Raw genomic sequence first — 26003 nt, forward strand, 5'->3', positions numbered from 1 at the left:
GACGTTAACCCGGCGGCCAGGTAAGCTTCCGGCCACCGAGGAGGTGCAGGTGCAGGTGGTTCACGCTCTGGCCTGCATCGGGCCCCGTGTTGGTCACGATTCGATACCCGCCCGCGTCGAGCCCGAGTTCGGTCGCGACCTCTGCCGTGAAGGCGAGGAGTCTGCCCAGCAGTGCGCGGCCCTCGGCACCCTTCGCATCTCGCACCGCGCCAACGTGGCGCGTCGGGATGACGAGGACATGGGTGGGCGCCACCGGGCGCGTGTCGCGAAAGGCGACCGCGTCGTCCGAGCGCTTCACCACGGCGGCATTTATTTCTCCCGATGCGATCTTGCAGAAGATGCAGTCATCCATGTGGCACCCCTCCCGGTGATACCCCACCCACGCGCACGGCGGCGATGTGGGCCGCCACCGCAAGCGCTGCCGTCTCGAACCTGAGCGTCTCTGCGCCGAGGCGGACCGGGCGATACCCCGCCGCACGTGCGGCCGCGCGCTCCGCGTCGGTGAGACCGCCTTCCGGACCGACGATCACGGTGACGGTGCCATCGACACGCGGAGTGGCGGCGCCCTCCGCGTCGGCCAGCCAGCGCGCGCCGCCCGGCGCATCCGACAAGAACGTCGCGAGCGGCAGAGGGGCGTGAATCGCGGGCGCCCATGCCGCGCCGCATTGCTTCACGGCTTCGAGCGCGCGCCGCTCGAGCCGTGTGACGCCCGCAGCCCGGAGCCGGCTCGCCACGGTCATCGCGCGCTCGGTCTCGAGCGGCACGATGTCGGTGACGCCGAGCTCGGTCGCCTTTTCCACCATCCATGCGAAGCGGTCGCGGTCGCCGGCGCCGACCGCAAGTCGGAGCGGCGGCGGCGGGGCCACACGTTCCGCAATGTCAACTTCGACTACGGTCCGGCGCCCCGCGAATCGCAGTGTGCCCTTTGCCACGAGCCCGCGTCCGTCGCGCACATCAACCCGCACATCGCCGTCTGCCCGCCGCACGCGCAGGTGATGCGTTTCGTCCGGGTCCAGCTCGATCGTTAAGCCCGGCGCCGCCGCAGCACCGGCCGCGACGAGCACGATCACGCGAGGCGGGCGGCGACCGCCCACCAGCCGGCGTCGGTCACCTCGGCCTCGGCGCGGAACCCGCGCTCCGCAAGCGCGGGCCGGAACAGCTCGGCCTCGCATGCTTCCATGCCGGCGAAGATTGCGAGTCCGGCCCGGGGGGATCCGCCCGGCGCCAGCGCGGCGGAGACGGCTGGCAGAAGCGCGACGTTTGCGGTGCGCAGAATGTTGGCGACGATCAGATCGGCGGGCCCGAGCAGAGGCGCGAGGTCGCCCGCATCGCCCTCGACGAACCGCGTCCGCCCGGCGACGCCGTTCCGCGCCGCATTCCGCTCCGCGACCTCGTTCGCATCGGGATCACAATCGATGCCGATGGCGGACGCGGCGCCAAGCACGGCCGACGCGATGGCGAGAATGCCGCTTCCGCTCCCCAGGTCGAGCACCCGCGCGCCCGGATCCAGATGCCGATCCAGGAGCGCAAGCGCACTCCGCGTCGATCCGTGCTCTCCGCTGCCGAACGCGCTCTCCGGATCGATCACCACGAGAGGCCGCTCCCCGTTCAGGCCCCGCGCGGAGGGCGCCGAAGCGGCGGCGGCGAGCCATGATGGTGAAACGGTGAGCCGCCCGATCTGCCGGACGCCGAGCCCCTCGCGCCAGCGCGTGCTCCAGTCCACCACGTCGAGCGCCCGCCAGCTCGCCCCGGCGGCGCCTGTCTCCGCGCCGACTTCCGCTGCGAGACGCACCGCCGTGGACTCATCCGCCGCGAACGCCACCATCACGCCGTCGTCGCGTTCCTCGACCGCGTGGCCGGTACGCGCGACCAGCCACGTGCAGACCGCGCCCCGGCGCTCGGGCGCGGTCTGCACGTCCACAGCCCACCAGGTCATGCGCCCAGTGCTTCCTTGAGCTTCGACCAGAACCCCGCCGACCGTTTGGGCGGCTCCCCCTCGAGCTTCGACAGCTCGCGGAAGATCCGGTCCTGCTCGTCCGTGAGTTTTTCCGGTGTCCAGACGTGGACCCGGATCTTGAGATCTCCGACGCCATCGGTCCCGAGCGCCGGCAGTCCTTTGCCTCTGAGCCGAAGGATCGTGTTCGTCTGGATTCCCGCCGGCACCCGGACCCGCTCGTCGCCGTAGGGCGTCGGCACCATGAACTCGGCCCCGAGCGCCGCCTGGGAGAACGACACCGCGAGGTCGTGCACCAGATCGTTCCCCTGCCGCTCGAACCGATCGTCGTTCTTTACGTCGAGCATCACGAGCAGATCGCCGCTCGGCCCGTTGCGGAGGCCGGCGGCGCCCTGGCCACGCAGGGTGAGATAGTTGTTGCCCGAAACGCCTGGTGGAATCTCGACCGTGACGGTCCGGTCGCCCCGGAGCCGCCCCTCGCCGCGGCAATCCTCGCACGCGTCGAGGACCACCTGTCCGTCGCCCGCGCAGGTGGGACAGGGCGATACCGAGACGAACTGCCCGAACATGCTCCGCGCAGCCCGCCGCACCTCACCTGTCCCGCCGCAGGTCGCGCAGGTGCTCGGCCGCGTCCCGGGACGGGCGCCGGTGCCCTCGCAGGTCGCACACCGCTCGAGCGTCTTGAGCCGCACTGCTTTCTTGGCGCCGGTCGCGACTTCGTTGAGCGTCAGCTTGACCGTCACCCGAATGTCCTGCCCCCGCCGCGCCTCGGTACGCTGGCGGCCGCCGAAGATCGAGTCCAGCCCGCCCATCGCGCCGAAGTCGCGCATGAAGATGCTGAGCGCTTCCGCCAGGTCCACATGGTGGAATCCGAACCCGCCGCCCGCGGCACCGCCGACGCCCGCGGGGCCGTAGCGGTCGTAGAGGGCGCGCTTCTCGGGATCGCGCAGCACCTCGTACGCCTCCGCCATTTCCTTGAAGCGAGCTTCGGCGTCGGGCGACCGGTTCCGGTCGGGGTGGTACTCCATCGCAAGCTTTCGGTAGGCCTTCTTGATTTCGGCCTCCGACGCACTGCGCGTCACCCCCAGCAGCTCGTAGTAGTCGCTCACTCCAGCAGTCCTTCCAGCAATCGGCTGGTGTGCTCCACCAGCCCGATGATCTTGTCATATGGCATGCGCGTCGGCCCCATGACGCCGATCACGCCGCGCAGTCCCCCGGCGTCGTATGACGAGGTGACGAGAGTGAACCCGCTGAGCCGGGCGTCGACATTTTCACCGCCGATCGTGATCGAAAGCCCTGCGTTGCGCCGGCCCTCGAGCGCGCGGCGCAGCAGGTCGTGGCGCTCGGTCAATTCAAGCAGTCCCCGCATACCGCTGTTCGAGGCAAACTCCGGCTGCTCGGCCAGCATCTGCGCGCTGCCGAGCAGCACCCGCTCGCCGTTGGCATTGAGATCGAAGATTCCGTCGCGCTCTGCAATGAAGATGTTGAGGAGCTCGCGGCCGCCGGGCGGCGTGTCGGCATCGCGAAGGCGCTCGATCAGCGAGTCGCGCACTTCACGCAGCGTGAGCCCGGCCAGCCGGTCGTTGAGAATCTGCGTGACCCGCTGGATCGAGGCCGCCGGGAGCGACGCCGGCACCTGCACGAAGATCGTGCGCACGATGCCGCCCTGCAGGTTGAACACCAGCAGCAGCCGCTCGGAGGAAACCGCCACCAGCTCCAGCCGATCGAGCACGATGTAGTCGAATGCGGGAGCCACCGCGACGCCGAGCTCCTGCGTCAGAACGCCCAGCACCTGCGCCGCCCGCCGCAGGATCTCCTCCAGCGTGCTCCGCGCGCGCTGGGCCATCTCTTGCCGGATGGTCGCACGCTCTTCATCCGACGGCGGCGCCAGCCGCATGAGCCCATCCACGTACACCCGGTAGGCCCGGTCGGTCGGTACCCGACCGGCGGATGTGTGAGGATGAAAGAGGTATCCCTTATCCTCGAGGTCGCTCATGGTGCCGCGGATGGTGGCCGGAGACACGCCGAGCCCGAACCGGCGGGCAATGGTCTGGCTGCCCGCCGGTTCCGCGGTTTCGATGTACGTTTGCACGACGGCCTCGAGCACCCGGCGCTCGCGCTCGGTCAATTGTTCCGCGGGCGGCATGCGTGAAATCTAGACAGTCCCGCGACCGGTGGGAGTGGCCGCGACGAGCGCATCGAGTCGAAGCCACCCCTCGGCGGTGAGCCGGAGCCGATCGCCTTCGCGCACCGCCCAACCCGCCTCGACCCAAGCCGCCGCGTCGTCGGCTGCGATCCGGTTGGTGCTGATTCCCTCGCGCGTGCGCAGGCCCAGGTATAACTCCTCCAGCCGTACCGCGGCGGGGTCGAGCGACTCCCGACCGGCAACGGCGCTCTCGCCGCGGCCCAGCGCCGCCGCGTAGGCTGCCCACTCGCGCACGTTCCACCACCGCTCCGCGCCGATGCCGCTGTGCGCCGATGGCCCGAGGCCAACATACGGCGCGCGCCGCCAGTATGCACTGTTGTGCCGGGCCCGGTGGCCCGGGCGGCCGGCGCTCGAGACCTCGTAATGATCCCAGCCCCTCGCCACCAGTGTCGAGTGCGCGGCGAGGTACTCGGCCGCGTAACTCTCGTCATCTGTAGGTCGCACCTGGCCGCGCGCCGTCCAGTGGGCGAGCGGCGTGCCGCCCTCGATGGTGAGGCCGTAGAGCGACAGATGATCGGGCGCGAGCGCCAGCGCGGCATCGAGATCGCGGGCCCAGTCGCGCGTGAGCGAGGCCGGCAGGCCGAAGATGAGATCCAGCGAGAGCTCACCGATGCCTTGCCCGCGCAGCACGCCGACCGCATCCGCCACCTGCCCCGCCGTGTGGGTGCGGTGCATCCAACGAAGCACCGCAGAATCGAATGACTGCGCGCCGAGCGAGACCCGCGTGATTCCGGCCTGCCGCCACGCGGCGGCGCGCTCCCGCGTCACATCATCCGGGTTCGCCTCGAGCGTGACCTCGGCGCCGGCATCGAGTCCGCGATCTGCGCGCACGCGAGCGAGGATGCGCGCGACGGCCCCGGGGTCGAGACGCGACGGCGTCCCGCCACCGAAGTAGATCGTCTGAACCCCGGGCGCCTCGGCCCACGCCGAATGCGCCCGGACGCTTTCCCACTCGACGAGCACCGCGTCGGCGTACGCCTCCGACGGTACGGTGCGCCGCACCGCGATGGCGAAGTCGCAGTAGCTGCACCGGCGCGCGCAGAACGGAATGTGAAAGTAGAGGTGCATGAGCGAAGCGGTGGCCCGATCAGACCCGGCGGAAGAGTCCTCCGGACTCCCGCGCGACGACACCCGCGAGCTCGAGCGTCGAAAGCTGCACGAGCAGCTCGGCCACGGGCCGGCGGAGCCGCGCCGCCAGATCGTCGACGTACGCCGGCGCGGCGCCGAGCGACCCAGCGAGCGCGCGCTCGCCCTCGGTGAGCCCATCCGGCAGCGATGGCCGCCCCGGCTCCGTTTCGGGCGGCAGCACGAGCTCGGGCAGGTACTGCATCACGTCCGTGGCTTCGAGCAACGGCGTGGCGCCGTCGCGAATCAGCCGGTTGCAGCCTTCCGACGTGCGGCTCGTGATCGGCCCCGGCACCGCCACGACCTCACGACCCTGATCGAGCGCCGAGCCGGCCGTGATCAGCGCACCCGACCCCACCGCCGCTTCGACCACGACGACCGCGCGCGCCAGACCGCTGATGATGCGGTTGCGCCGCGGAAAGCTCCCAGCGTGCGGTCGCTCGCCCGGCGGAAACTCGGTCAGCAGCAGTCCCGCGGTTGCGACGCTCGCGTACAGCGCCTCGTTGGCGGCCGGATAGACGACACCGAGCCCGTTGCCAAGAACGCCGATCGTGGCACCGCCCGCATCGAGCGCAGCCTGGTGGGCCACAGCATCGAGGCCCCGCGCCATCCCGCTCACGACGACCGCCCCGGCGCGCGCCACGACGCGCGCCACCGCACGGCATACCTCGGCGCCGTACCGGCTGTGATCGCGGCTTCCGACAATCGCGACGGCCGCTCGCGCGAGCAGCTCGATCCGGCCGAGTGCGAAGAGCATGAGCGGCGGTTCGGGAATGTTGCGCAGCGGAAAGGGATACTCCGCGTCGCTGGGTAGAATGGCGCGCCCGCCGAGTCGTGCTGCCGCGGCAAGCGCCGCCTCGCCCAGCTCGGGCCGCTGCCCCGCGATGGCCGTGGCAAGCGCTGGCGACACGCCCGCGATGCGGACCAGCTCGGCGCGCGGCGCTCGTCGCGCCGCGCGAGCGCTCCCGCACGCGCCGAGAAGCGCATGCATCCGTGCCGCACCGACGCCCGGCGTCAGAGCAAGGGCGACGTAGGCGGCGCGCTCGTCTCGGTCCCCGACTCTGCGGTCCGTGCCTCGCTCACGAAGCTCCACAGGCGCTCCTTGAGATTCTCGATCCCGCTTCCGGTGGCGCTGGAGATGGCGAGCGCTCCCGATGCATCCGGTGCCGCAATCTCCGGCAGTGGCGCGCCACCCGGCAGCAGATCCCGCTTGGTGAGCACCACGAGATGCGGTCGCTCGGCGAGCGCCACGCCGTATTGCTCGATCTCGCGCCGGAGTCGGCTGTATGCGTCCTGCGGGTCAGGGCTGTCGAGCGGCAGGAGAAAGGCGAGCACCCGCGTGCGCTCGACGTGCTGCAGAAAGCGGAGCCCGAGGCCCTTGCCCTCGTGCGCGCCTTCAACGATGCCCGGAATGTCCGCCACGACAAACGTGCGATGGTCCGGGAGCGCCGCGACGCCAAGGTTCGGCTCGAGCGTGGTGAACGGGTAGTCGGCAATCTTGGGCCGCGCGGCTGAAAGGACGGAAAGCAAGGTGCTCTTCCCGGCGTTCGGCTCCCCGACCAAGCCGACGTCGGCGATGAGCTTGAGCACCAGTTCGATCTCGCGGTCTTCACCTTCTTCGCCCGGCTCCCATTCGCGCGGCGCCTGGTGCGTGGGCGTGGCGAACCTGGCGTTGCCGCGCCCGCCGCGGCCGCCGCGGGCCACGAGCAGCCGGTCGCCCGCCCGGAGCACTTCGCCGAGGAGCACCCCGTCATCCGCCCGGTGCACCTCGGTGCCCGGCGGCACCGGCAATTCGACGTCCGGCGCGGAGCGCCCCGTCTGCGTCTTGCCCTTGCCGTGCTCGCCCCGCTCGGCGCGCCAGATCGTTCGATAGCGGTAGTCGAGCAGCGTCGTAAGATTGGCATCGCCCCGCACCCAAACGCTCCCGCCTCGGCCGCCGTCGCCGCCGTCGGGTCCGCCCTTCGGCTTGTACTTGAAACGCGCGAACGAGCTTGCCCCCGAGCCTCCCGCCCCCCCGACCACCCGCACCACCGCACGATCGGCGAACACTATTGGCCCGGCCCCCAGCCTTCCCGCACCGTTTGCCAGAGCTGCTTCACCTTCTTCCACTGGTCGAACGAGAGCAGCGGGTTCACGATCGAAAGCGCGCCCTCGATCTGGCCGAAGGTGGCGCCGGCATTGAGCGCGCCGCGGAGATGCGAGTGCAATTGGCGGGGAGTCTCGAGCACCGCCGTTTGCGCTACCGTGCAGAGCTCCCGCCGCATGGGATCGAGTCCGGGACGCGAAAGCGTGCGGCCGTATCCCTCGACGATCATCCACTGATCGAGCGCCGGGTGGAGCGCCCGCACGCTGTCCCGGAGCTTGCGGTAATTCTCACCGTACACGACCGCGCAGCTCTCCTCGCCGCGGCGGCGCCAATCCGCAACATCGCCGTACTCCGATGACGCGTCCTCCGCCGGCACCGGCGCGCCGCCGAGCTTGCGCCAGATCGTGAACGCAACGAGCGCGCGCGGGTAGCCGCACATGAGCACCGACTGCAGCAGCAGCTCCTCGACCCACGGCGCCGGCACCTGCGCTGTCCGCAGCGCACCGATCCGCTCGCGCAGCTCCGGCTCGTACCCCTGCGCGACGGCGGCGGCGAACTGCACCAGGGCGCGGGTTCCAGGATCGAGGCTGTCCTGTTTCGCCATGCAAGCTACTCCGCGGAAGTCACCGGGCCGTACCCCTCGCACGCGGTGCCACGCCCGAAAAACGCAATCCGCCGACCGCGCGGAGCACGCCGACGGCTGCGCCGCGCGTGTTGAGAATTGCCGGACCGGCATGCCCCCCGAGCCCGGCGGGCAGCGGAGCCTGATCGGCTTCCGCGGCTGGCCCGTGTCCGAGCAGCTCGCGCAGCACGGCAATGAGCGCCACCGGCGCAGCGCTGCCGTCGCCGTCTTCCACCTTGAGCGCGAGGCCAAGGCCGAGTCCGGGGAGCGCGGCGCCGTAGACACCGTCGGCACCCGCCTTGGCGAGCACCTCGCCCGGCCACGCGCGCATCACGTCGGTACAGGGCCGCCCCGAGCCCGCGACCACGTCGGGATGGGCCAGCATTGCGGCGCGCACCCGCGCGGCCGCACCGTCGCGCGCCGCACCGAGCCGCGCGTACGCCGTCGCCATGGCGCGAAGCGGCAGGGCAAACGAGATCGCCGTGCAGCCGTCCACGCCGAGCCCGATGCATGCCTGGGCGACATCGGTCCAGCACGATACTGAGGCGAGGATCCGCCGTTGAGCCGGATGCCCGACGCCGGTGTATCCGGCCGAAGGCCACCCATGGTGGCGGCACAGCGCAAGCATGCCTGCGTGCTTGCCCGAGCAGTTGTTCCAGCGCGGCGTCATCGCAATGCCCTCGCGTGCCACCCGATCGGCCACCGCGGGTGAGAGCGGCACGTGGGGACCGCAGGCCAGCTCCTCCTCCCCCACGGCAATGCGCGCGAGCAATCGTTCGGCGAGAGCGAGGTGCAGCGGTTCGCTCGAGTGTGACGCGCAGCAGAGCGCCAGTTCATCGTCGGGTATGTCGAACCGGTCCGCTGCACCGTCGGCCACGAGCGGCATCGCCTGGAACGGCTTCGCGGCCGAGCGCCAGAAGGTCACAAGCGCGGGGTTGCCGGTCGCGGCGACCGTCCGCCCCTGCCCATCGACGACGGCGGCCGACACCCGATGGACCGATTCGACCAGGTCGCCGCGCGTGGACTCGATCCGGAGACCGGACATGCGCGCAATATACTCGGGGGTTGGTTAGCTTATCGGGCGATGCCCTTACACATGAGAGCGCGGTTCCGCGCGACGCCCGTCGCGCGAGCCGCTGTGTGCGCGCTCGCGTGCGTCATCGGGTGCGCCGCGACCCGTCCGGCGGCCGCCCAGGCGTCTCCCTATCTGCCCCTCGACGATTCGCGCGTGCCGCTGCTCGAGCACCTGATCACCCGCGGCGACGTCGACGACCCGTCCCCCATGCTGCGCCCGTTCCGCTTCGCCGACGCGGCCCGTGTGCTCGCCGCGGCCGACACCGCGCCCGCCACCGGCACCGGCGCCGAGATTCACCGGCTGCGCCTCGCCTTCACCGAAGACACGGCCCCATCGCGGTGGGAGGCGGAAGTGAGTGCCGGAGGGCAGGCGTTCACGCAGCGGCGGCGCGACGTCTTTCACCTGGGCGGGAACGGCGGGGTGGAACCGTACGGAGAGATCGGAGCGCGCGGCGCGATCGGACCGGTCGCCTACGCCTCACGCGTTGCCGTCGAGCCGCGGCTATTTGGCGATCCGGATTGGCCCAACGGCCCGCGCCCCGGGCGCGAGCACGAGCACGTCGTTGCCCGGCTTGCCGACGGATACCTGTCCGCGCAGTTCAAGTTCGGGTCGCTCGAGTATGGGCAACTGCTTCGGAATTGGGGGCCGGTCGGGCTACCCGGCATCTCGCTCAGCGACTATGGCTACCAGCGCCAGGGCCTGGCGCTCCACCTCGGTGCCGGCCCGGTGCGGCTCGACGCCATAGCGTCCGACCTCCGCAGCGGGCTCGACAGCACGGGCTCGGTGATCAACCGCTATCTCATCGTCCACCGCCTGGAGGGGCGGCTAACCCACAAATTCCGGCTCGCGCTCTGGGAGGCGATCATCATCGCCGGCCGAGGCCGAGTGCTGGAGACGCCGTTCGCCAATCCACTCTCGCCCAGCGTCCTGGCGAACACGTTTGGCATCGACGACTTGAACAGCAACGACATGATCGGTGCCGATCTGCACTGGCGTGCCGACCGGCGCCTGACGATCGAGGCGCAGCTCGCGCTCGACGACTTTCAGTTCAACAACCGCAATCTCACGCCCGACCGATGGGCATTCACCGTGGGCGCCTCCGGCCCACTGGGCGGCCGGCTGGCCTGGCGCGCCCTTTATACCCAGGTCTCGAGCCTGGCGCTCCGCACCGCCGACTCGACCGAGAATTTCACCGATGCCGGCGTTGGCACCGGTCGGACGTTCACCGACCTGGATCTCGCCCTCGTCTCGGTGAGTGTGCCGGTGGCGGGCAGCTTCCTCGTTTCGCCAGAGCTGGCACTGCTACGCCAGGGTGAGGGGCGCATCAACGATCCCTTTCCCGCGCGGAACGCCGCCGGTGAGGTGACCGTCCCCGGGCTTTTCATCGGCACCGTCGCGCACACCTATCGGGCCGGGCTCCGCGTCTCCGGGCGCCGCGGCCCCTTCGACCTCGCCGCCGATGCCGGCCTCAACCACGTCACCAACGACCAGAATCAGCCCGGCGTCACCGCGAACCGGTTCGTGGCGCACGTGCAGGCGACGCTGGCCTGGCGACGGCGAGGACGGTTCTAGCCGAGACATCCCTCGGCGCATTCGGGCAACCCGCGGCGGCCGCCGCGAGCAGCCTCCCGTCCCGGCTCGCGCGCTCGAGCGCATGATCCACCGAGTAGCACGCGGTGCCTTCATGGCGCTGGTCGTCCACACCGATTGCGGCGCACGGCGCCCCTTCCTGCCAGTTCACGCCCGGAAATGGCCCGAGCACGCCGATATCGGTGCAGCAGCTTCGGGCGTAACCGGTCGTGTCCATCGGCCCGATCGTGAGCGGGCTGGGCGCTCCGTAGCACGCGCCGCCGACGTGCCGTACGCCCGCCGTGTCGACCGCGGAACAGCGCTCACCGGCCGTGACCATGCCGTTGTAGAAGGGGCCGAACCGGCCGGCGGGGGTGCAGCAATATTGAGGATAGCCTGTCTGAGTGTAGGCCGGCGCTTGGGCGTTGAGAGCGACCGGCGTCGCGAGTAGGAGCGAAAGGGGAAGGAAGGCGTAGCGCATGGCACCTCCAACGCAGGTGGCACAACGACGTAGCCCCGCTATCGCGGGGCGACGGCGGGGCCAGCGTGGCGTGACATGGGCGATGAGGGGCTCGAACCCCCGACCTCGCGCATGTGAGGCGCGCGCTCTAACCAGCTGAGCTAATCGCCCGAAGCGAGGAGGCGGCATAGTAACGAGCGGCCGGGAGGCGGGCAAGGCCGACCACGCGGAAACCTTGGTGATGAGGGCTGTTGCCGGCGATCCACATCTGCCGATGCATTGAAGCCCATGTGCTGTGTGGCGATGCATGCTTTTGCGCGCTCGGCGCGCCCGGATAATTCATATAAACGTCTCAGCGATAGCCACTTAGTAATCCGGGCGACAGCGCGTCCGAGGCTGGCCTGTGAGTTGCTTCCAAGCCGCCCGCCGGTCCCGTCCCTCACAGAGGAAGTGTCTATGCGAAGCTGGTCTACTGTCGGAGCGGTCGCCCTGGCCCTCGCGCTTGGCGCGGGGAGCGCGGCCGCGGAAACGGTGCCCATCGGCGGCTCAGGTGCCACCCCGGGGGATTGGCTTTCGGCCTACACGGCCAGCACCCATCTCGGGTCCCTCGGCACCAGCAACGCGCTCTTCAAGCTCGCGGTCCAGGGAAGCGAGACCAGTCGCGACGCCCGCGATGGTGAGGAGCAGTCGGACTCGAGCAAGAGCAAGCTCGGGACCTACGCCATCATTGGCGGCAGTGCCGTCGGCCTCGGCGTCTTCATCGCGGCGGTGTCAGGTGGGTCGGGCGATGCGCTCTCGACTCCGACCAACACGGGCAACAACCCGCCCCCGGGTGACCTGAATCCTCCGGGTGGCACCACCGGCGGAACCAACGGGAACACCGGCGGGATCACCGACCCTCCGTCGGGTGACAATGGCAATCCTGGCGGTGAGTGGACCGACGACAACGGTCCGACCACCGTCACTCCGGAGCCGGCCTCGATGGCGCTGCTCGCAACCGGCCTCGCCGGAATGGGCGGGATTCAGCTCCGCCGCAACCGGAAGCGGACGCTCGACAAGTAGGTTCGCGCAGTTTGGATGGACGGGAGACGCGCCCTCCGCGAGGGGGGCGCGTTTGTTATGACTGCCCGACGGAGTGCCGGGGATGGGCCCTCCAGGATTCGAACCTGGGACCGACGGATTATGAGTCCGCTGCTCTAACCACCTGAGCTAAGGGCCCGAAACTGCGACCGAATCAAAACAGGATCGCTTCGATTTGTCCCGGCGCCCCGGCGCTGCCTACTCCGCCTCACCGCCCCTCCAGGTCCCGCTCGCCGATCACATGCCGGCTGTCGCGGCCCTGTCCAGGATGGAGTCGCGCGTCGTAAAACCGCTCGCCCTTGAGTCTCAGCTCCACGATCAGTGCCTCGAACTCGCGCGGCGCCATCTCGCCCGCCAGACTCGGCACGAGGCCCTTGAGCAGCGTCAGCCGGTCGGCCACCGGCAGGGCGTTAGTCTCGTTCACCAACCGGCGGAGGGCGGGGTGGTCCAGTTCGTCGGTTTCGCGGCTCGTCGTCATGATGCTGTGGTCTCCGGAAGCAATGGGCGAGCGATCCAGCCTGGATTTAGGGGTGTCCGCCGGAGGACCCGGGTGGCGGAGGGCCCGGCTGCGCTGCTTGGTCAAGATACGCGCCGTAGTGCTCGGCCCCGCATTCAGGGCAGAACGTGTGCGAAAATCGGGCTTCGGAATGTTCGCTGATGAAGGGCTCCAGCCGCTCCCAGATATCCCCGTTCCGAATCCGCTTGCAGAAGCCGCAGATGGGGAGCATGCCCTCGAGGACGCGAAGGGTACGCGCCTGCCGGCGCAGGTGCAAAATGAGGAGCGAGACGGCGACAGAACACAGGATGAGAACCGCCGTGTCGAGCACGGCCAGGACGGCCGGCGCGGGCCAACTCCACAGGCGGAAAATGAGCATCCGCAGCGGCGGGAGCGCGATGGCGAGCGGGATACTCCAGCGGCGAGCATCGCTCCACGCGGCCATGGCTGGGGGAATCGCATACAGCATTACGATCGAGTCGAGGTATGGCCCGGTGAAGAAATCGAGGACAAGGATCGCGACGCTTGCGAGCAGCCAATGCGCCGGCGTGAACGGCGATGGCGAGCGCAATGCGAAGCGCCACGGCTTGATGCGAAAACCGTCGGCCAACATGGGCGCTACTGTTTCCTTCCGAGAATCCGCTCGTAGAGCGCCACGTGCCGCTCCGCCATTGCTGTCTGGGTGAACTGTTCCGCCACCCGGCGCTGACCGGCCTGGCCCAAGCGACCGCGCAATCCGCGATCGTGGCCGAGCGTCTCGAGCGCCTGCGCCAGCGCGCCAACGTCCCGGAGCGGCACCTCGAGCCCCGTTGTTCCCGGCACGTTTACCTCGCGGACGGCGCTTGGTAAGGCGGTGGTGATCACCGGCCGGCCCGCCGCCATCGCCTCCAGCACGACGAGCCCGAACATCTCCTCCACCGTGACCGACGGCAGCACCAGAAAGTCCGCATCGGCCATGCGGCGGGGCAAGTCGTCGTCGGGATACTCCCCCCACCAGCGCACCCGGTCGCTCACGGCGAGTGCCTGCGCCAAGGTCCTGAGCCGGGGCATTTCGGGTCCCGTGCCCACGACGTCGAGCTTGAGATCCGGCACTCGCTCGAGCGCACGGAGGAGCACATCCACGCCCTTGTAGGGCACGAGCCGCCCGATGAAGATCGCGCGCGGCGCGGCGTCCGGCGGCGGCGGCGGAACGAACGTCCACCGCCGCTCGTCGATGCCGAACGGGATCACCTCGACTTTTCCCTCGAACCCGGTGAGCTCCCGCGAGAGCGCCACGTGTGCGCGGCTCGGCACCACGACCGCGCGGGCGCGCTTCAGCACGAACCGGATCCACGGGCGATAGATCCCGCGGCGCGCATCGGCGTGATGGGTGACCACGACCGGCGTGCGCCGCGCCCGGAGCAGGCACGCCATGTCGGCCAGCGGATGCGGGTGGTGGACGTGGATGATGTCGGCGCGACGCCAGGCGGCAGTGAGATAGCCCGGCGCCACTTCCTGGGAGCCGAGCGCGCCGAAGGAGTAGGCGCTGGTCAGGCTGGCGCGGCGCCGGCCCGACGCGTCGCGCCGCGGGCCGAGCGTCTGTTGCACGGCGACGACCTCCACCTCGTGTCCCAACGCCGCCGCGCCTTCGGCGAGTCCCTGGACAACGCGCTCCATGCCGCCGGACCGCGGCCAGTAGTATTTGGCGAGATGCAGAATGCGCATGGGCTCCGTGCACCGCTCGGGAATGGCGCGTCGTACCGTCTATATTGCCGGAAGTTCCCCCAAGTTGCCCAGGACTGCACATGGCCGTCAACTCGTGAGCGACGCGAGTCGCGCGGGCGCGCTGCGCGCCGTCGTCGTGGGGCGCGCATACGCCGATCCCGCGGCGCGTGGCAAGCTTCGCGCCCTAACGGGCCTCGGCTGCGCCGTCGGCGCCGTCGTGCCCGCTGAATGGCGCTCCCCTTCCGACGGACGGCTGCACAAGCCCGAGACCGGCGATGACGGGGGTACCCGCATCCTGGCCATCCCGGCGCGCCGCGGGGCGGAATCGCGCTGGGACGGCACTGCTCTTCGGCGCGCGCTCGCGGAGTTTCGACCCGACGTGGTGCAGCTCGAGGAAGAACCGGGAACGCGCGCGGCGGCGCAGGTCAGGCGCGCCGCGGCACGGCTGGGTATTGCGCTGGTGGCGTGCAGCTCGGAAGGCCGGCACCGCATTGCGCGCCCTCTCCAGTCCCGCATGCGCCGCCGCCGTGTGCTGCGGGAGGCGCGAGGCCTCGTGGGGAGTAACCGCCTCGCCCTCGAATCGCTCGCGGATGGCCGCGCGTCCGTTCCGCACTCGGTCATTCCGCCGCTGGGCATCACCCCGCCGCTCACGCCGGTCGCGCCGCCGTCGGAAGGGTCGGACGACCGACTGGTGATCGGCTTCGTCGGCCGCCTGCGCCCTGAGAAAGGGGTCGACCTCCTCCTTCGGGCGGCGGCATGGCTGCGCAGCACCTGGTCGATGGAAATCGTCGGCACCGGGCCGGCCCTGGAGGAGCTTGAGACGCTCGTGACGAGGCTCGGCATCGCGGGGCGCGTCACCTGGCACGGCGCGCTGCCGGCGTCGGCGCTCGCCGAGTGCTGGCGCGGCTTCGATTGCCTCGTGCTTCCGTCCCGCACCACCGAACACTGGATCGAGGACCGGGGCCGCACGGTGCTCGAGGCAATGGCCCACGGCCTCCCGGTGGTGACATCCGATTCCGGCGTGCTTCCCGAGCTCGTGGGCGAGGCGGGCATCGTGGTGCCGGAAGGTGATGTCGATGCGCTCGCCGTCGCGCTCCACCGGCTCCTGGCGCAATCCGCGCTTCGCGCCCGCTTGGGTGCGGACGCGCGGCGCCGCGTGCTGGCGGATTTCAGCGATGCCGCGGTCGCCCGGCGAACGCTCGAGTTCTGGCACGCGGTGCTCGCGCCGCGTGCTTGACGCCGATTCTTCCACGGGTGATTATCTGCACCTCATGCCGATAAACCTGACCCGCCGCCCGCGGCTCGCCCTCGGGTGCGCGCTCGTGTTCGCCGCCCTTCTCACGCGACCGGTGTCGGCGCAGGTTCCCGGACAGATCCCCGGCTTTCCACCCGGCGTCCGCCCCACGCCCGAGCAGGTGCGCGACATCCTGCAATCGCGGCCCGAGCTGGTCCAGCAGCTCCGTGAACGCTTGCAGGCCTCCGGGCTCACACCTGACCAGGTACATGCGAGGCTCCGCGCCGAAGGATATCCGGAGGATCTGCTCGACCCCTACCTCCCCGGCGCCGACACGACCCGATCATTTACCCCGGCGCCCAACACGCTCGACGCCGTGCGGTCGCTCGGCGTGGTTTCCACCGCCGGTATCGATTCGCTGCTCAGACTCGATTCGACCCGCGTTGTTTCCGACTCGGCGCGGCGCGTCGTCGATTCGATTCTCGCGGCACGAGTCGATTCGCTCCGGCTCGACTCCCTCTCGGACACGCTGGCCGCGAGGCGCGGCCTCAAGCTGTTCGGCTACGAGGTGTTCCGCCATTACACCACGGCGTTCGAGCCGGTCCAGGTGGGTCCGGTGGACGAGAACTACCGGCTCGGCCCGGGAGACGTGCTGGTTCTCATCGTGACGGGCGATGTCGAGCGCAGCGAAACGCTGGAGGTGACCCGCGAGGGTTTCGTGGTGATCTCGCAGGTGGGCCAGGTCTACGTCGCCAATCTCACCCTCAAGCAGCTCGAGGACGTGCTCTACACCCGGCTGGGCCGCGTGTACTCGGGCGTGCGGCGCGGACCCAATGCACGCACGAAGTTCTACGTGACCGTGAGTCGCCTCCGCAACATCGAGGTCTACGTCACCGGCGACGTGTTGCGAGCGGGCGCGTACCAGATCTCGGCGTCCGGCACCGTGCTCACGGCATTGTATCAGGCTGGAGGGCCGACCCAGGCCGGCAGCTTCCGCCGGATCGATGTGCGGCGCGGCCCAACGCTCGTCGACTCGGTCGACATCTATGATTACCTCCTCCGCGGCATCAACCACTCGGACGTGCGTCTCCAATCGGGCGATGTGATCTTCGTGCCGCCCCGCGGCGGCTTGGTGAAAGTGACCGGGCGGGTGCTGCGCCCCGCGATCTACGAGATCACGCCGAACGAAACGCTGCGCGACGCAATCGCGGCGGCCGGCGGGTACGAGCCGAATGCAATCCAGGGCAGGGTTCAGATCCACCGCGTCCTCCCACCCGCGGCCCGGGGGCCGGGCGGGCGCGACCGGGTCGTGATCGACGTGACCGACCAGCAAGTGGCGAGCGGGGTGGCGCCGGCCTTTCCGCTCGTGCCGGGCGATTCGATTACGGTGTTCGCTGCGGCGGCGCCCCTTCGCGACTTCGTGAGCGTCCGCGGTGATGTCTACGTCCAGGGGCGAGTCGGATATACCGAGGGCATGAAGCTGAGCGAGGCCATCCGGCTCGCCGGCGGCCCGAAGCCGGATGTTTACCTGGACCGAATCCTCATCTCTCGGATCCGGAGCGATTCGAGCAAAGTGCAGCTCCGCTCCGGCTTCACTGACTCGACCGGCACGATCGCCGATGACATCGTGCTGGAGCGGGAGGACGACATCCAGGTGTTCTCGCGGGCCGCATTCCGCACGGAGCCGTACGTGAGCGTCGTCGGCGCGGTGCGCCGCTCGGGCCGCGTGCCGTACCGCGAAGGAATGACGCTCAGAGATCTCGTGCTCATTGCCGGCGGGCTCACGGAGGACGCCTCGCTCGATCACGCTGAGATTGCGCGGCTCCCCACCGCCCGTCCCACCGGTGCGCTGGCGCAGACGGTCCGGGTGCCGCTCGACTCGAGCTATCTCTTCGGACGAGGCGGCGGGGCACCGGGCGCTCCCGCCGCCGGCCGTGACCCCGCAGCGCCCCCTCTCGAACCGTACGACAACGTGCTCATCCCGCGGCAGCCGGGGTGGGCCTTGCAACGGCTCGTTTATGTCACGGGCGAGGTCAAGTACCCCGGCCGTTACGCGCTCACCAGCAAGACCGAACGGCTTGCCGACGTAATCGCACGCGCGGGCGGGCTCACCGACGAGGCGTACGCGGGCGGCGTCGCGTTCTTCCGTCGGGCCGACCCTTCGTTTCCCGCACCGCCGCGCGCGCCGGTCGAAGCCTCGGAGCGGGTGCAGCCGCTGCCCCCGGGATTCAAGGAGCGGGTGGGCATCGACCTGCCTCAGGTGCTCAAGAACGCGGATGATCGGGACAATCTGATCTTGGCGGCGGGCGACTCGATCGACGTCCCCGAATACGACCCGATCGTGACGGTTGCGGGCGCAGTCAATGCACCTGGACCGGTGGCGTACGCGCCGGGGAAAAACCTCGACTGGTACGTCGATGCGGCCGGCGGCTATGCGCCGACCGGAGACCGGGACCGGGTATACGTCACCCAGCCCGATGGCAAGAAGGGTACGGTGAAGCGGCGTTTTCTCCTGAGCGATACACAGCCGAAACCGGGGCCCGGCGCGTCGATCTACGTGCCGGCAAAGGCGGGCGGGTCCAAGTCCGGCAACGCGGCCGCGGTGCTTGGCGTCGTGGCCTCGCTCATCGCGAGTCTCACGACGATCGTGGTTGTATTGCGGCGCTGAGGCGTGCAGCCGCTCCGATAAGGCAGGGTGCGCCCCGCGCGCGGGCGGCGACTGTTACGCGGCGCCGACCGAGGTGCGTGCAGGTCCCTGCGCGGCGGCGGCATCCGTGAGGGCGGGGGCGTAGTCCGGCACCAAGCGAGTAACGAGCATCCGAAGGTCGTGCTCCGGCGCTCCGCCCTGTGCAGCGTCGATAAGCCGCTCGATCGTCTGAGAGGCGCCAAACGGCACAGTTCGAGTGAGCGCCCGGCGCACTCTCGGATGCGAAGTCGGCACTGTGCGCTCATGATCGAGCAGGATCTGCTCGTCCAGCCGCTCGCCGGGGCGAATGCCGGTGAAGCGGATTTCGATTGGATTGCCGGTGTCACGCCCGTGGAGGCGGATGAGCGCCGCCGCCAGATCAAGAATCCGCACCGGCTCCCCTGCATCGAGCACCAGCACCTCGCCCCCCCGCGCCGCGGCAGCCGCTTCCAGCAGCAGCGTGCTCGCGTCCCGGAGCAGGACGAAGTGGCGCCGCATCTGGGGATGGGTGACGGTCACCGGCCCGCCGCCCGCAATCTGGCTCAAGAACGTAGGCAGCACGCTGCTGCGGCTCCCCAGCACGTTGGAGAGGCGGATGGCGGCGAACCGCCGCCCGTCGTGAGTCGGCACGCCCTGCACCACCAGCTCCGCCACCCGTTTCGCGGCTCCCATCACGCTGGTCGGACGGACGGCCTTGATGGTCGAGATAAGCACAAGATGCTGCGCGCCGTATTCATCGGCGAGGCTCACCACGTTCCGGGTGCCGAGCACGTTGCTCGTCACCGCCTCCCGGATGCTGTCCTCGAGCAACGGCAGGTGCTTGTGGCCCGCGGCATGGAAGACCGAGTGGGGACGGTGCTCTTCGAAGACCTGGCGCATGCGCTCGACGTCACGCACGTCGGCGATGACCGGCTGCACGTCGGCGCTGGGAAACGTCTGCGCGAATTCGCCCAGCAACTCCGCGATCGAGTTTTCGCCGTGCCCGAGAGCGACGATGCGCCTCGGCGCCGCGCGCGCGAGCTGGCGGCAGAGCTCGCTTCCGATCGAGCCACCGGCCCCGGTCACCATCACCGTTTCACCGCACGCGAGCGGACGGATGGCCTCGAGGTCGAGCTCGACGGGCTCCCGCCGCAGCAGGCGTCTCAGGTGCGCCTCCTCGATGGCGCTTGCCGCGGCGCCGGCCACGTGCAGGCGCGGGGCCGCGCGCCGGGCTTCGGCCGCGAGTGCGTGCTGGGGTATGGGGTTCGGCGCGAGCAGATATTCCGGCAGATCGGCGACGCCGAGTCCCCACGGGACGAAGATGAGGTGATGGTCGGGGGTTTCCGACCAGGCCAGGCGGGTACTCAGGAGGACGGTTGCCGTCTGAAACAGGATGGCGAGATCCGTCTTGAGACTGCACGCCTCGGCATATGCAACGCGAAGCCAGGATTTTTCCGGCCGCACCTGGGTTTCGTAATACCCTTCCCAGTCGTCGTGCGCGCTCCCGAGGATCTGCTCCTCGTTGTGAAAGCGGACGGAGGCCCAGTCGGTGATGCCGGGACGGACGTTGAGGGCGCGGCGCTCCCAGTCCGCGTAGCGCGCGACCTCTTCCTCGAACATCGGACGGGGGCCCACGAGGCTCATCTCGCCGCGAAGCACGTTGATGAGCTGGGGCAACTCATCGAGCTTGGTGGCGCGAAGGACGCGGCCGATGCGGGTGATGCGTTCGTCGTTGCAGGTGGTCTTGGGCCCGCCGAGCTGCTCCGCGTCAGCGACCATGGTGCGGAACTTCACCTGATGAAAGCGGCGCCCCTTGTAACCGGAGCGGGCGCCGCGGTAGAGGACGGCGCCCGGTGAATCGAGCAGGACGAGGATCGAAATGATCGCCATGGCCGGCGCAAAGAGGACCAGGCCGATGGCGCTGAAGACGATGTCGAGGATTCGCTTACCGCGCTTGTTGTATACGGGGTGGCGCACCCTGATCCTCTACCGCTGAAGTGTGGTCCGTCGAACATCAGCACACTCGATCGGTGCCGCGAACGATCAAACCCGCCCTGAACCGTCGCTCCCCCCACCCGTCGCTGCCACTTCAGCTGATCGCCTGACCGCGCTCAGTGCACGTCCGCGCCGCCGGCCGGACAGTCTCGGTGCCACAAGTTCGCCGGGGCCAGCCGACCCGCTGTCCCCCATGCAGGCCGGCCGGCGCGTCCCCATACGCCTCGGATGGGGCCGCGCCGAGCCCCGGCGAACGGGCGTAAGTCCCTCTAGTGTCGCAAACTCCGACTTACCCGTCAACTGACTGCAAACCTAAGCGGGCCCGGGACAAGCAGGAAGTATGCTCGCCCGCCCCACCGCTGCGGCCGCTGGCCTAAGCCTCGACACGGGCGAACCTCGACTGCAAATCCGCGTCCCGCCCCGGCAAGAAGCGTGTCAGCGTGAGACGAGGCTAGCGGGCGCCGGCAAGGAATAACCGGCGCATATCGGCCTCGACGGACTCCAGCGTGCCCGACATGAGATAGGTGTTGAAACGTGACGTGCCCGCGGGGAGCCCGAGGCCGTGCAAGGCATTGATCTTGGAGACCGAGCGCGAGGTCGCGTCATATGTGGTTTCGGCCGGCGTCGCGCTCCGCATGTACTGGAATCCCCCGCGGGTCACGGAGCCCCCGTGGTCTGCGCTCACGCCGTAGAGCCCGAACGCTTCACCGCCATCAGGCGTGGCCACGATGAGGCCGCCGAACCCTGAGGGCGGCCGGGTCCCGCCAGTGCGCACCTTGACGTCGAGCAGCGGCGCCAGCGCCTGGTCTCCGGCGTCGTAGCGGTAGAACCGCGAGAGCCGCGCGTTGACGTACACCGCGGGGATCTCGAGGCTCGCCCGGGGCAGCGCCGCCGCCAGGGTGACCACGGTAGTGTACCGGGCGACCGGTCCCATCCCTGCGTAATCGAGCGTGATTTCTTTTCCCAGCTGGGTTCCCCGCCAGACGATCGCGTGCGTCGTGTCGCCGCCGAAGAATTCGGGCTGCCACTCGAGCGGCGCAGCACGGGTGGACTGGGTCGTGGCGGACGAGTTAACCATGGAGAGACACGGCGACCCCTGGCGCGTCGCCGGATCGGGAAGCCAGAGCGGCTCCGAGTGCACGCTCCCCGCCTCGGTCGGATTGCCCCTCGTGAGATCGTGCGCATCCACCACGAACGCCGCCTGGATCTCGCGGCCGTAGTCGCGCACGTTCACAAACTCGGCGCCCTTCCATTTCCACGACCAGAGCGCGCAGCCGGCGACGGGGTTGGACGTGATCGTGACGCCGCCGGCGGAGAGAGCGAGCATCGCGGTATCCCTCGCACCCGGCCCCGCCGGAAGTAATGCCGGCTCGCCGCCGGCGCCCGCCGACGTGAGCCACGACCGCCGTGCGCTCGACCAGCCCAGGTCCGACCGCATCCCGCCGGGCACACCGGTACCGGGCACGCCGGCGCCCGTCGAGCAGGCGAGCGCAAGCAACGCGGCGACCAGCGTACGGCGGCGCGTCACCGGTGCGTCACGCTGATCCGAGACCCGATTTGGCGAGCACGACGAGACCGGCGATCATCGCGGCGACGAGCGCCACCGCGGGCACCTTGAGCAGGAGCCAGCGGGGGTCGGGTCGAGGCGGGACGATCGGCGGGTCCAGCACGGTGAAGACGGGTGTGTCGCGAACCTCGTCCACCCGCGCCTGCTCATAGGACTGAGTAAGAGATTGGTAAAGCTGCTGGTAGAGCTGCACCCGCCGCTGCAGGCGGTCGTGGACGACGCCGAGCAGAGGCGAGTCCTCGAACTGGCGGTTCTTGGCTAGGAACGTTGCCAGGGCCGATTCGGCCGCATCGAGGCTGTCCTTCGCATCCTGCTGGCGCGATTCGGCGAACGCACGCTCTGCCTTTGCGCGCGATTGGCGCCGCGTCGTGTTGAATTCGGTCAGGCTCCGCAGAACGCGGTCGGCCACCGCGTGCGAGAGCGCCGGAAAGCCGGTCACCACCGTGAACTCGACGGTGCCGGTGGCGTCGTCCGTCGTCACGGTCATGTGGTCGCGGAGCTTTCGGAGCGCCTTGTCCTCGCGGATCGCCGGCGTGTCGCCCTTCACGTCGAGTGCCTGCGTCAGCGTGCCGGACCGCCGCTCGTCATCGTCGGTCCATTGGTAGTGGTCGCGGAGCACGGGCGTAAGCACCGAGCGGGCGCGCAGCAGGCTCGCATAGAGCTCGGGCGAATCGGACTGCGCCTCCGCGGGCAGCGCGACACCGAACTGGGCAGCGAGCCCGGCAATATTGCCGAGACCGCCGAACGACCCCTCCGCCTGCTGCGGCATGATGATCGTTTTCGCCGTGAAATCCCGCGGCAGCAGGAGCAGAATCACGAGCGCGATGGCGGCCGACGCAGCCGCGACGAGCAGAATCTGGCGCCACTCCGCGCCGAGCACGCGCAGGGCATCCTGAAGCCGGATTTCTCCCTCGGGGCCGGCGGCGCGGGGCGCGCGCTCGGGCTCGGGGCGCGCGTCGCGCTTCGGGCCGGGGGCCCGCTCAGGCGGCGGTGGGGCCTTGCCGGTGATCAGATCGGATTCAGGCAAGGCGCCATCCATGCGCGCGGAAGAAGGTCACGGCCGATCTCGTGAAGAGGCACACATGCCACCAACCCTTCCTGGCGGCATTGCCGCCGTGGTGCACGATGCGCATGGCCGGCAGATAGGCCAGCGCGCCGTGCTGCCGCATTCTGAGACTCAGGTCGGAATCCTCGAAGTAGAGGAAGAATCGCGGGGAGAAGCCCCCCGCCGCAATGAACGCATCCGATCGGACGAGCAGGAAGCAGCCGCTCGCCAGGAAGTCGGCGCGCACCGGCGTGGCCGCGGCAAAGAGATGTCGCATCTCGTACTGGCCCAGCCGCGCGTCCCAGCGAGCCCGGACGCACCGTGGCGCAAAGCCCCGGAGTGCCAGCACGAGTACGCTCGGATACCGCTTGCAGAGATGGAGCGGCACCCCATGCGGACTCACGGCGCAGGGGGCGGCCAGCACGACGTCGGGATTCTCGCGAAGGAACCGGAGTCCCGCCGCGAGGGCGCCCTCCACCAACTCGACGTCCGGGTTGAGCACGAGGTGGTAGCGGCCGAGGCCGCGTTGGGCCGCGATGTTGTGTCCCCGGCCGTACCCCACGTTGCCATGCCCGCGCAGAAGCGTCCAGGCGAACCATGGAGCGGCGCGCAGCTCTTCCGCGAGAAGGGTGTCGAGCGCAACCGCAGGTGAACCGTTGTCCACCACCACGAGCTGCACCGACGCGACCTCCCGTGCGGCGACCGCGCGCTCGGCCTCGCGGCGGAACGTACGAAGCGTGGTGCGCAACTCGTCGGACGAAGGCCGGTAGACCACGACGCTCGCGCTGAGCGCGGGGGCGGCCCGCTCGTCGGGGGTACCCGCGCCGCTCACCCGTCGGCGCCCCGGGCGGGTGGTGGGCCTGCGACCAGAGATGCCCACTGGATTACGAGGCATCCGATGATCGTCATGCCGACGAAATTGATCATGAGCGGATTCGTAAGCGACGACGCGAGCACGGCAACCAGCGCGCCCGCAAACACGGCGGTGTCGAGCGGCTGCCGCCGCCCCGCGAGCGCCACAGCCGTCGCCATCAGGGCAATGAAAAACGACCAGAACACGAGCGAACCGATGAGCCCCAGCTTGGCGAGAAGCGCGGCCGGCGTGTACTCGTAGCTGAACGGCGCGTGCACGTCGCGCACGTGCTGCACGGCGTACGCGCCGTACCCGTTGCCGAAAATCGGGCTCTTGTCCCACAAATCGAGCAGGTACGGTAGCTGCCGCAGGCGCTCCGACACGCTCACGTCCTGGCTGTTGAACGCCGAAGTCAGCCGGATGGAAACCTGGTCCCAGCCCGCGGCGGCGGCGAGTGCCGTGATGCCGGCCGCACCGACCACCACCCGGCGCACGAGCCGCGCCGGCGCGGGAATGGTGCCGGCGAGGCGGGTCCGAAGCACGAGAAACGTGATCCCGCCAAGACCGGTCGCGAGCCAGAGCCCGCGGGAATAACTCACCAGCAATCCGGCGCTCAGGATGAGGGCGCGGAGCCCGCGCGCCCGCACCTCACCGCGCAGGCTGGGCAGCCAGAAGAGCGCGACCATCTCCCACAGCGTGCAGATCCAGAAGACCCGGTAGAACCCGTCGGGCATGTGCCCGATGTACATCGACTGGTAGCGATAGAGCCATCCCAGGCCAAATCGAATCACGAGCTGTGCGGCGGGCGCCAGGGTGCCGGCGGCCCAGATCACGACCTGCAACGTCGCGAGCACGGTCGCCCCGCCAATCACGATCCGCTGCATCGTGCGCACGGGCGCATCGCCCGCGTCGGTCGCGGCGATGAAGAATACGACCGGCACGAGCACCAGGATGGCGCGGATCTCGGCCAACGCCGTGAAGAGGTCCTCGCCGTGCACCGTCGGGATCGCGGTCGCCCACGCAAGATTGAAAGCGAGAAATCCGAGCACGGCGAGCAGCGCGCGCAGCACGCGGGGGCGAACCCGCCCCCGCCGCAGCGCGAGTAGCGTGAGGCTCAGGACCGTGGCGAAGAAGAGGATGTAGCGGGAGGGCGCGGCGCGGAGGCCCGCCGGGCCGCCCAGGATGGTTTCGACAACGAAGGCCGCGGGGAAGAACCAGAGCACGCGCCGGAGCGGCTGCGCTCGCGTCGCGGCACCGTGCGCGCGGACCGCCGGGGCCGTCGCCGTTTCTGCCGTCATGCGAGCGCCACGCGCCACCAGAAGAGCGCGCGCCGGCTCATGCCTTCGGGCCGCACGCCGAGCCCGGCCACGGTGGCGAGACGCCGGAGGCGGCCTCGCGGGCCGTCGAAGGCGCGCGCGTACTCCCGCACCAGCGCGCGCGCGTCCGCTCGTCCCGACCCCCGCTCGGTGAGGCGCGCCTCGAGCGCCGCGGCCTGTCGGATGCCGCCGCGAAAGATCGCAAGGCGAGCGCTCCACCAGTTTACCGCATCGCTGGCGGCGCGAACCGCCAGCCCCCACTGACCGGGTGCTCCGACGGTGTTCCGCCCGTGTTGCCGGTAGTCGACCAGGGCGTCGGGCTCGAACCTGAGCTCGCCGGCCGCTGCGGCACAGAGCGCGATCCACCAATCGTGCATCACGGCGGATTCGGGAAACGGCGCTGCCAGCAAGGCGAGCGGCCGGTTGAACGCGGCCGCGCACGCCGTCACGAAGTTCTGCGCCAGGAGCGTGCGCAGCGGATCGGCGGATGGTTGGCGAAGGCCCTGGTACCGGAGGAACGAGGGATGGCGGGGGCGCAACTCGGCATCCACGACGCGCAGATCCGAATGGACGAGGATGGGGGTCTCAGAGCCGAGCTCGCGCTCGGCGCCGGCAAGCGCCGCGAGCTGCCGGGCGACTTTGTCGCGGTGCCACACGTCGTCCTGGTCCGCGAGCAGAAAGCGGCGGCCGCCCAGCGCCACACCGCGTTCCAGCAGCACGCCGAAGCTGCCGGCCGGGCCGACGTTGCCGGGCACGTGGTCGGTCACGACGCGCACGCGAGAGTCCGCAGCCGCGGCCTCGGCGAGCAGTGACGGCGTGCCGTCGCGCGACCCGTCGTCACGGACGAGCAGGACCCAATCCGGCTCGGTCTGCGCCACGAGGCTGTCCAGTTGAGGCCGCAGGAACGCGGCGCCGTTGTACGTGCTGAGCAGGATGAGGTTCACGCTGCTC

24 protein-coding genes and 2 tRNA genes are annotated in these 26003 nt (G+C 69.9%); 4 read left to right on the plus strand and 22 right to left on the minus strand.

Annotated features, from left to right (window positions below; genetic code table 11):
• Nucleotides 1-4 precede the first annotated feature (4 nt).
• From VFW66_05200 to VFW66_05245, 10 genes are read right to left on the minus strand one after another with little or no spacing between them, the layout of a single operon-like run.
• Nucleotides 5-352 (minus strand): histidine triad nucleotide-binding protein, encoded by a 348-nt coding sequence (locus VFW66_05200; protein HEX5386078.1) that lies wholly within the window; start codon nucleotides 350-352, stop codon nucleotides 5-7.
• The gene (locus VFW66_05205; protein ID HEX5386079.1) at nucleotides 345-1070 is read right to left on the minus strand and encodes an RsmE family RNA methyltransferase; all 726 of its coding nucleotides are present in this window, start codon (nucleotides 1068-1070) and stop codon (nucleotides 345-347) included. Before VFW66_05205 ends, VFW66_05200 begins: the two co-directional genes overlap by 8 nt.
• Complete coding sequence (locus VFW66_05210) at nucleotides 1067-1936, minus strand: 50S ribosomal protein L11 methyltransferase (protein HEX5386080.1); 870 nt, start codon at nucleotides 1934-1936, stop codon at nucleotides 1067-1069. The genes VFW66_05205 and VFW66_05210 overlap by 4 nt, the downstream gene beginning before the upstream one ends.
• A complete protein-coding gene (dnaJ, locus tag VFW66_05215; protein ID HEX5386081.1) occupies nucleotides 1933-3063 on the minus strand; it encodes a molecular chaperone DnaJ in 1131 nt (376 codons plus the stop codon). The genes VFW66_05210 and dnaJ overlap by 4 nt, the downstream gene beginning before the upstream one ends.
• Nucleotides 3060-4100 carry a heat-inducible transcriptional repressor HrcA gene (gene hrcA / locus VFW66_05220; GenBank protein ID HEX5386082.1) on the minus strand — a complete coding sequence of 347 codons (1041 nt, stop codon included), beginning with the start codon at nucleotides 4098-4100 and terminating at the stop codon, nucleotides 3060-3062. Before hrcA ends, dnaJ begins: the two co-directional genes overlap by 4 nt.
• A gap of 9 nt (nucleotides 4101-4109) precedes the next feature.
• A complete protein-coding gene (gene hemW, locus VFW66_05225) occupies nucleotides 4110-5228 on the minus strand; it encodes a radical SAM family heme chaperone HemW (GenBank protein HEX5386083.1) in 1119 nt (372 codons plus the stop codon).
• Nucleotides 5229-5247: 19 nt separating this feature from the next.
• On the minus strand, nucleotides 5248-6276 hold the full coding sequence (gene dprA / locus VFW66_05230; GenBank protein HEX5386084.1) for a DNA-processing protein DprA: 1029 nt from the start codon (nucleotides 6274-6276) through the stop codon (nucleotides 5248-5250).
• Between the two features lie 23 nt (nucleotides 6277-6299).
• The gene (gene obgE, locus VFW66_05235) at nucleotides 6300-7334 is read right to left on the minus strand and encodes a GTPase ObgE (protein HEX5386085.1); all 1035 of its coding nucleotides are present in this window, start codon (nucleotides 7332-7334) and stop codon (nucleotides 6300-6302) included.
• The gene (locus tag VFW66_05240; protein HEX5386086.1) at nucleotides 7334-7975 is read right to left on the minus strand and encodes a carboxymuconolactone decarboxylase family protein; all 642 of its coding nucleotides are present in this window, start codon (nucleotides 7973-7975) and stop codon (nucleotides 7334-7336) included. The genes obgE and VFW66_05240 overlap by 1 nt, the downstream gene beginning before the upstream one ends.
• A gap of 19 nt (nucleotides 7976-7994) precedes the next feature.
• On the minus strand, nucleotides 7995-9038 hold the full coding sequence (locus VFW66_05245) for an asparaginase (protein ID HEX5386087.1): 1044 nt from the start codon (nucleotides 9036-9038) through the stop codon (nucleotides 7995-7997).
• A gap of 51 nt (nucleotides 9039-9089) precedes the next feature.
• Between VFW66_05245 and VFW66_05250 the strand changes: the two genes are divergently transcribed.
• Nucleotides 9090-10640, plus strand: a complete 1551-nt coding sequence (locus tag VFW66_05250; protein HEX5386088.1) for a hypothetical protein — start codon at nucleotides 9090-9092, stop codon at nucleotides 10638-10640.
• Here the strand turns inward: VFW66_05250 and VFW66_05255 are convergent.
• Nucleotides 10573-11118 (minus strand): hypothetical protein, encoded by a 546-nt coding sequence (locus VFW66_05255; GenBank protein ID HEX5386089.1) that lies wholly within the window; start codon nucleotides 11116-11118, stop codon nucleotides 10573-10575. The genes VFW66_05250 and VFW66_05255 overlap by 68 nt on opposite strands.
• 76 nt (nucleotides 11119-11194) lie before the next feature.
• Nucleotides 11195-11268: transfer RNA gene (locus VFW66_05260), tRNA-Val, on the minus strand.
• Nucleotides 11269-11553: 285 nt separating this feature from the next.
• Between VFW66_05260 and VFW66_05265 the strand changes: the two genes are divergently transcribed.
• Nucleotides 11554-12159, plus strand: a complete 606-nt coding sequence (locus VFW66_05265) for a PEP-CTERM sorting domain-containing protein (protein ID HEX5386090.1) — start codon at nucleotides 11554-11556, stop codon at nucleotides 12157-12159.
• A gap of 83 nt (nucleotides 12160-12242) precedes the next feature.
• Here the strand turns inward: VFW66_05265 and VFW66_05270 are convergent.
• The 4 genes from VFW66_05270 to VFW66_05285 all read right to left on the minus strand — a co-directional run bounded on the left by VFW66_05270 (nucleotide 12243) and on the right by VFW66_05285 (nucleotide 14377).
• A tRNA-Ile gene (locus tag VFW66_05270) sits at nucleotides 12243-12316 on the minus strand.
• A 69-nt stretch (nucleotides 12317-12385) separates the two neighbouring features.
• Nucleotides 12386-12655, minus strand: coding sequence for a hypothetical protein (locus tag VFW66_05275; GenBank protein HEX5386091.1), 270 nt, complete (start codon nucleotides 12653-12655; stop codon nucleotides 12386-12388).
• A 46-nt stretch (nucleotides 12656-12701) separates the two neighbouring features.
• Nucleotides 12702-13286, minus strand: coding sequence for a hypothetical protein (locus VFW66_05280; protein HEX5386092.1), 585 nt, complete (start codon nucleotides 13284-13286; stop codon nucleotides 12702-12704).
• A 5-nt stretch (nucleotides 13287-13291) separates the two neighbouring features.
• On the minus strand, nucleotides 13292-14377 hold the full coding sequence (locus VFW66_05285; protein HEX5386093.1) for a glycosyltransferase: 1086 nt from the start codon (nucleotides 14375-14377) through the stop codon (nucleotides 13292-13294).
• A 94-nt stretch (nucleotides 14378-14471) separates the two neighbouring features.
• On the opposite strand from VFW66_05285, the gene VFW66_05290 reads away from it, so the two are divergent.
• Nucleotides 14472-15614, plus strand: coding sequence for a glycosyltransferase (locus tag VFW66_05290; protein ID HEX5386094.1), 1143 nt, complete (start codon nucleotides 14472-14474; stop codon nucleotides 15612-15614).
• Nucleotides 15615-15648: 34 nt separating this feature from the next.
• Nucleotides 15649-18279, plus strand: coding sequence for an SLBB domain-containing protein (locus VFW66_05295; protein ID HEX5386095.1), 2631 nt, complete (start codon nucleotides 15649-15651; stop codon nucleotides 18277-18279).
• Between the two features lie 54 nt (nucleotides 18280-18333).
• Here VFW66_05295 and VFW66_05300 read toward each other — a convergent pair whose 3' ends face one another.
• The 6 genes from VFW66_05300 to VFW66_05325 all read right to left on the minus strand — a co-directional run bounded on the left by VFW66_05300 (nucleotide 18334) and on the right by VFW66_05325 (nucleotide 25996).
• Nucleotides 18334-20253 carry an SDR family NAD(P)-dependent oxidoreductase gene (locus VFW66_05300; protein HEX5386096.1) on the minus strand — a complete coding sequence of 640 codons (1920 nt, stop codon included), beginning with the start codon at nucleotides 20251-20253 and terminating at the stop codon, nucleotides 18334-18336.
• 469 nt (nucleotides 20254-20722) lie between these two features.
• Nucleotides 20723-21799 carry a hypothetical protein gene (locus VFW66_05305; GenBank protein ID HEX5386097.1) on the minus strand — a complete coding sequence of 359 codons (1077 nt, stop codon included), beginning with the start codon at nucleotides 21797-21799 and terminating at the stop codon, nucleotides 20723-20725.
• A gap of 7 nt (nucleotides 21800-21806) precedes the next feature.
• Nucleotides 21807-22865: a Wzz/FepE/Etk N-terminal domain-containing protein gene (locus VFW66_05310; GenBank protein ID HEX5386098.1), complete on the minus strand. Its 1059-nt coding sequence runs from the start codon at nucleotides 22863-22865 to the stop codon at nucleotides 21807-21809.
• A complete protein-coding gene (locus VFW66_05315; GenBank protein HEX5386099.1) occupies nucleotides 22858-23715 on the minus strand; it encodes a glycosyltransferase family 2 protein in 858 nt (285 codons plus the stop codon). Before VFW66_05315 ends, VFW66_05310 begins: the two co-directional genes overlap by 8 nt.
• The gene (locus VFW66_05320; GenBank protein ID HEX5386100.1) at nucleotides 23712-25034 is read right to left on the minus strand and encodes an O-antigen ligase family protein; all 1323 of its coding nucleotides are present in this window, start codon (nucleotides 25032-25034) and stop codon (nucleotides 23712-23714) included. The genes VFW66_05315 and VFW66_05320 overlap by 4 nt, the downstream gene beginning before the upstream one ends.
• Nucleotides 25031-25996 carry a glycosyltransferase family 2 protein gene (locus VFW66_05325; GenBank protein HEX5386101.1) on the minus strand — a complete coding sequence of 322 codons (966 nt, stop codon included), beginning with the start codon at nucleotides 25994-25996 and terminating at the stop codon, nucleotides 25031-25033. Before VFW66_05325 ends, VFW66_05320 begins: the two co-directional genes overlap by 4 nt.
• Nucleotides 25997-26003: the final 7 nt, after the last annotated feature.

Source organism: Gemmatimonadales bacterium, from assembly GCA_036279355.1.
Lineage (GTDB): Bacteria > Gemmatimonadota > Gemmatimonadetes > Gemmatimonadales > GWC2-71-9 > DASQPE01.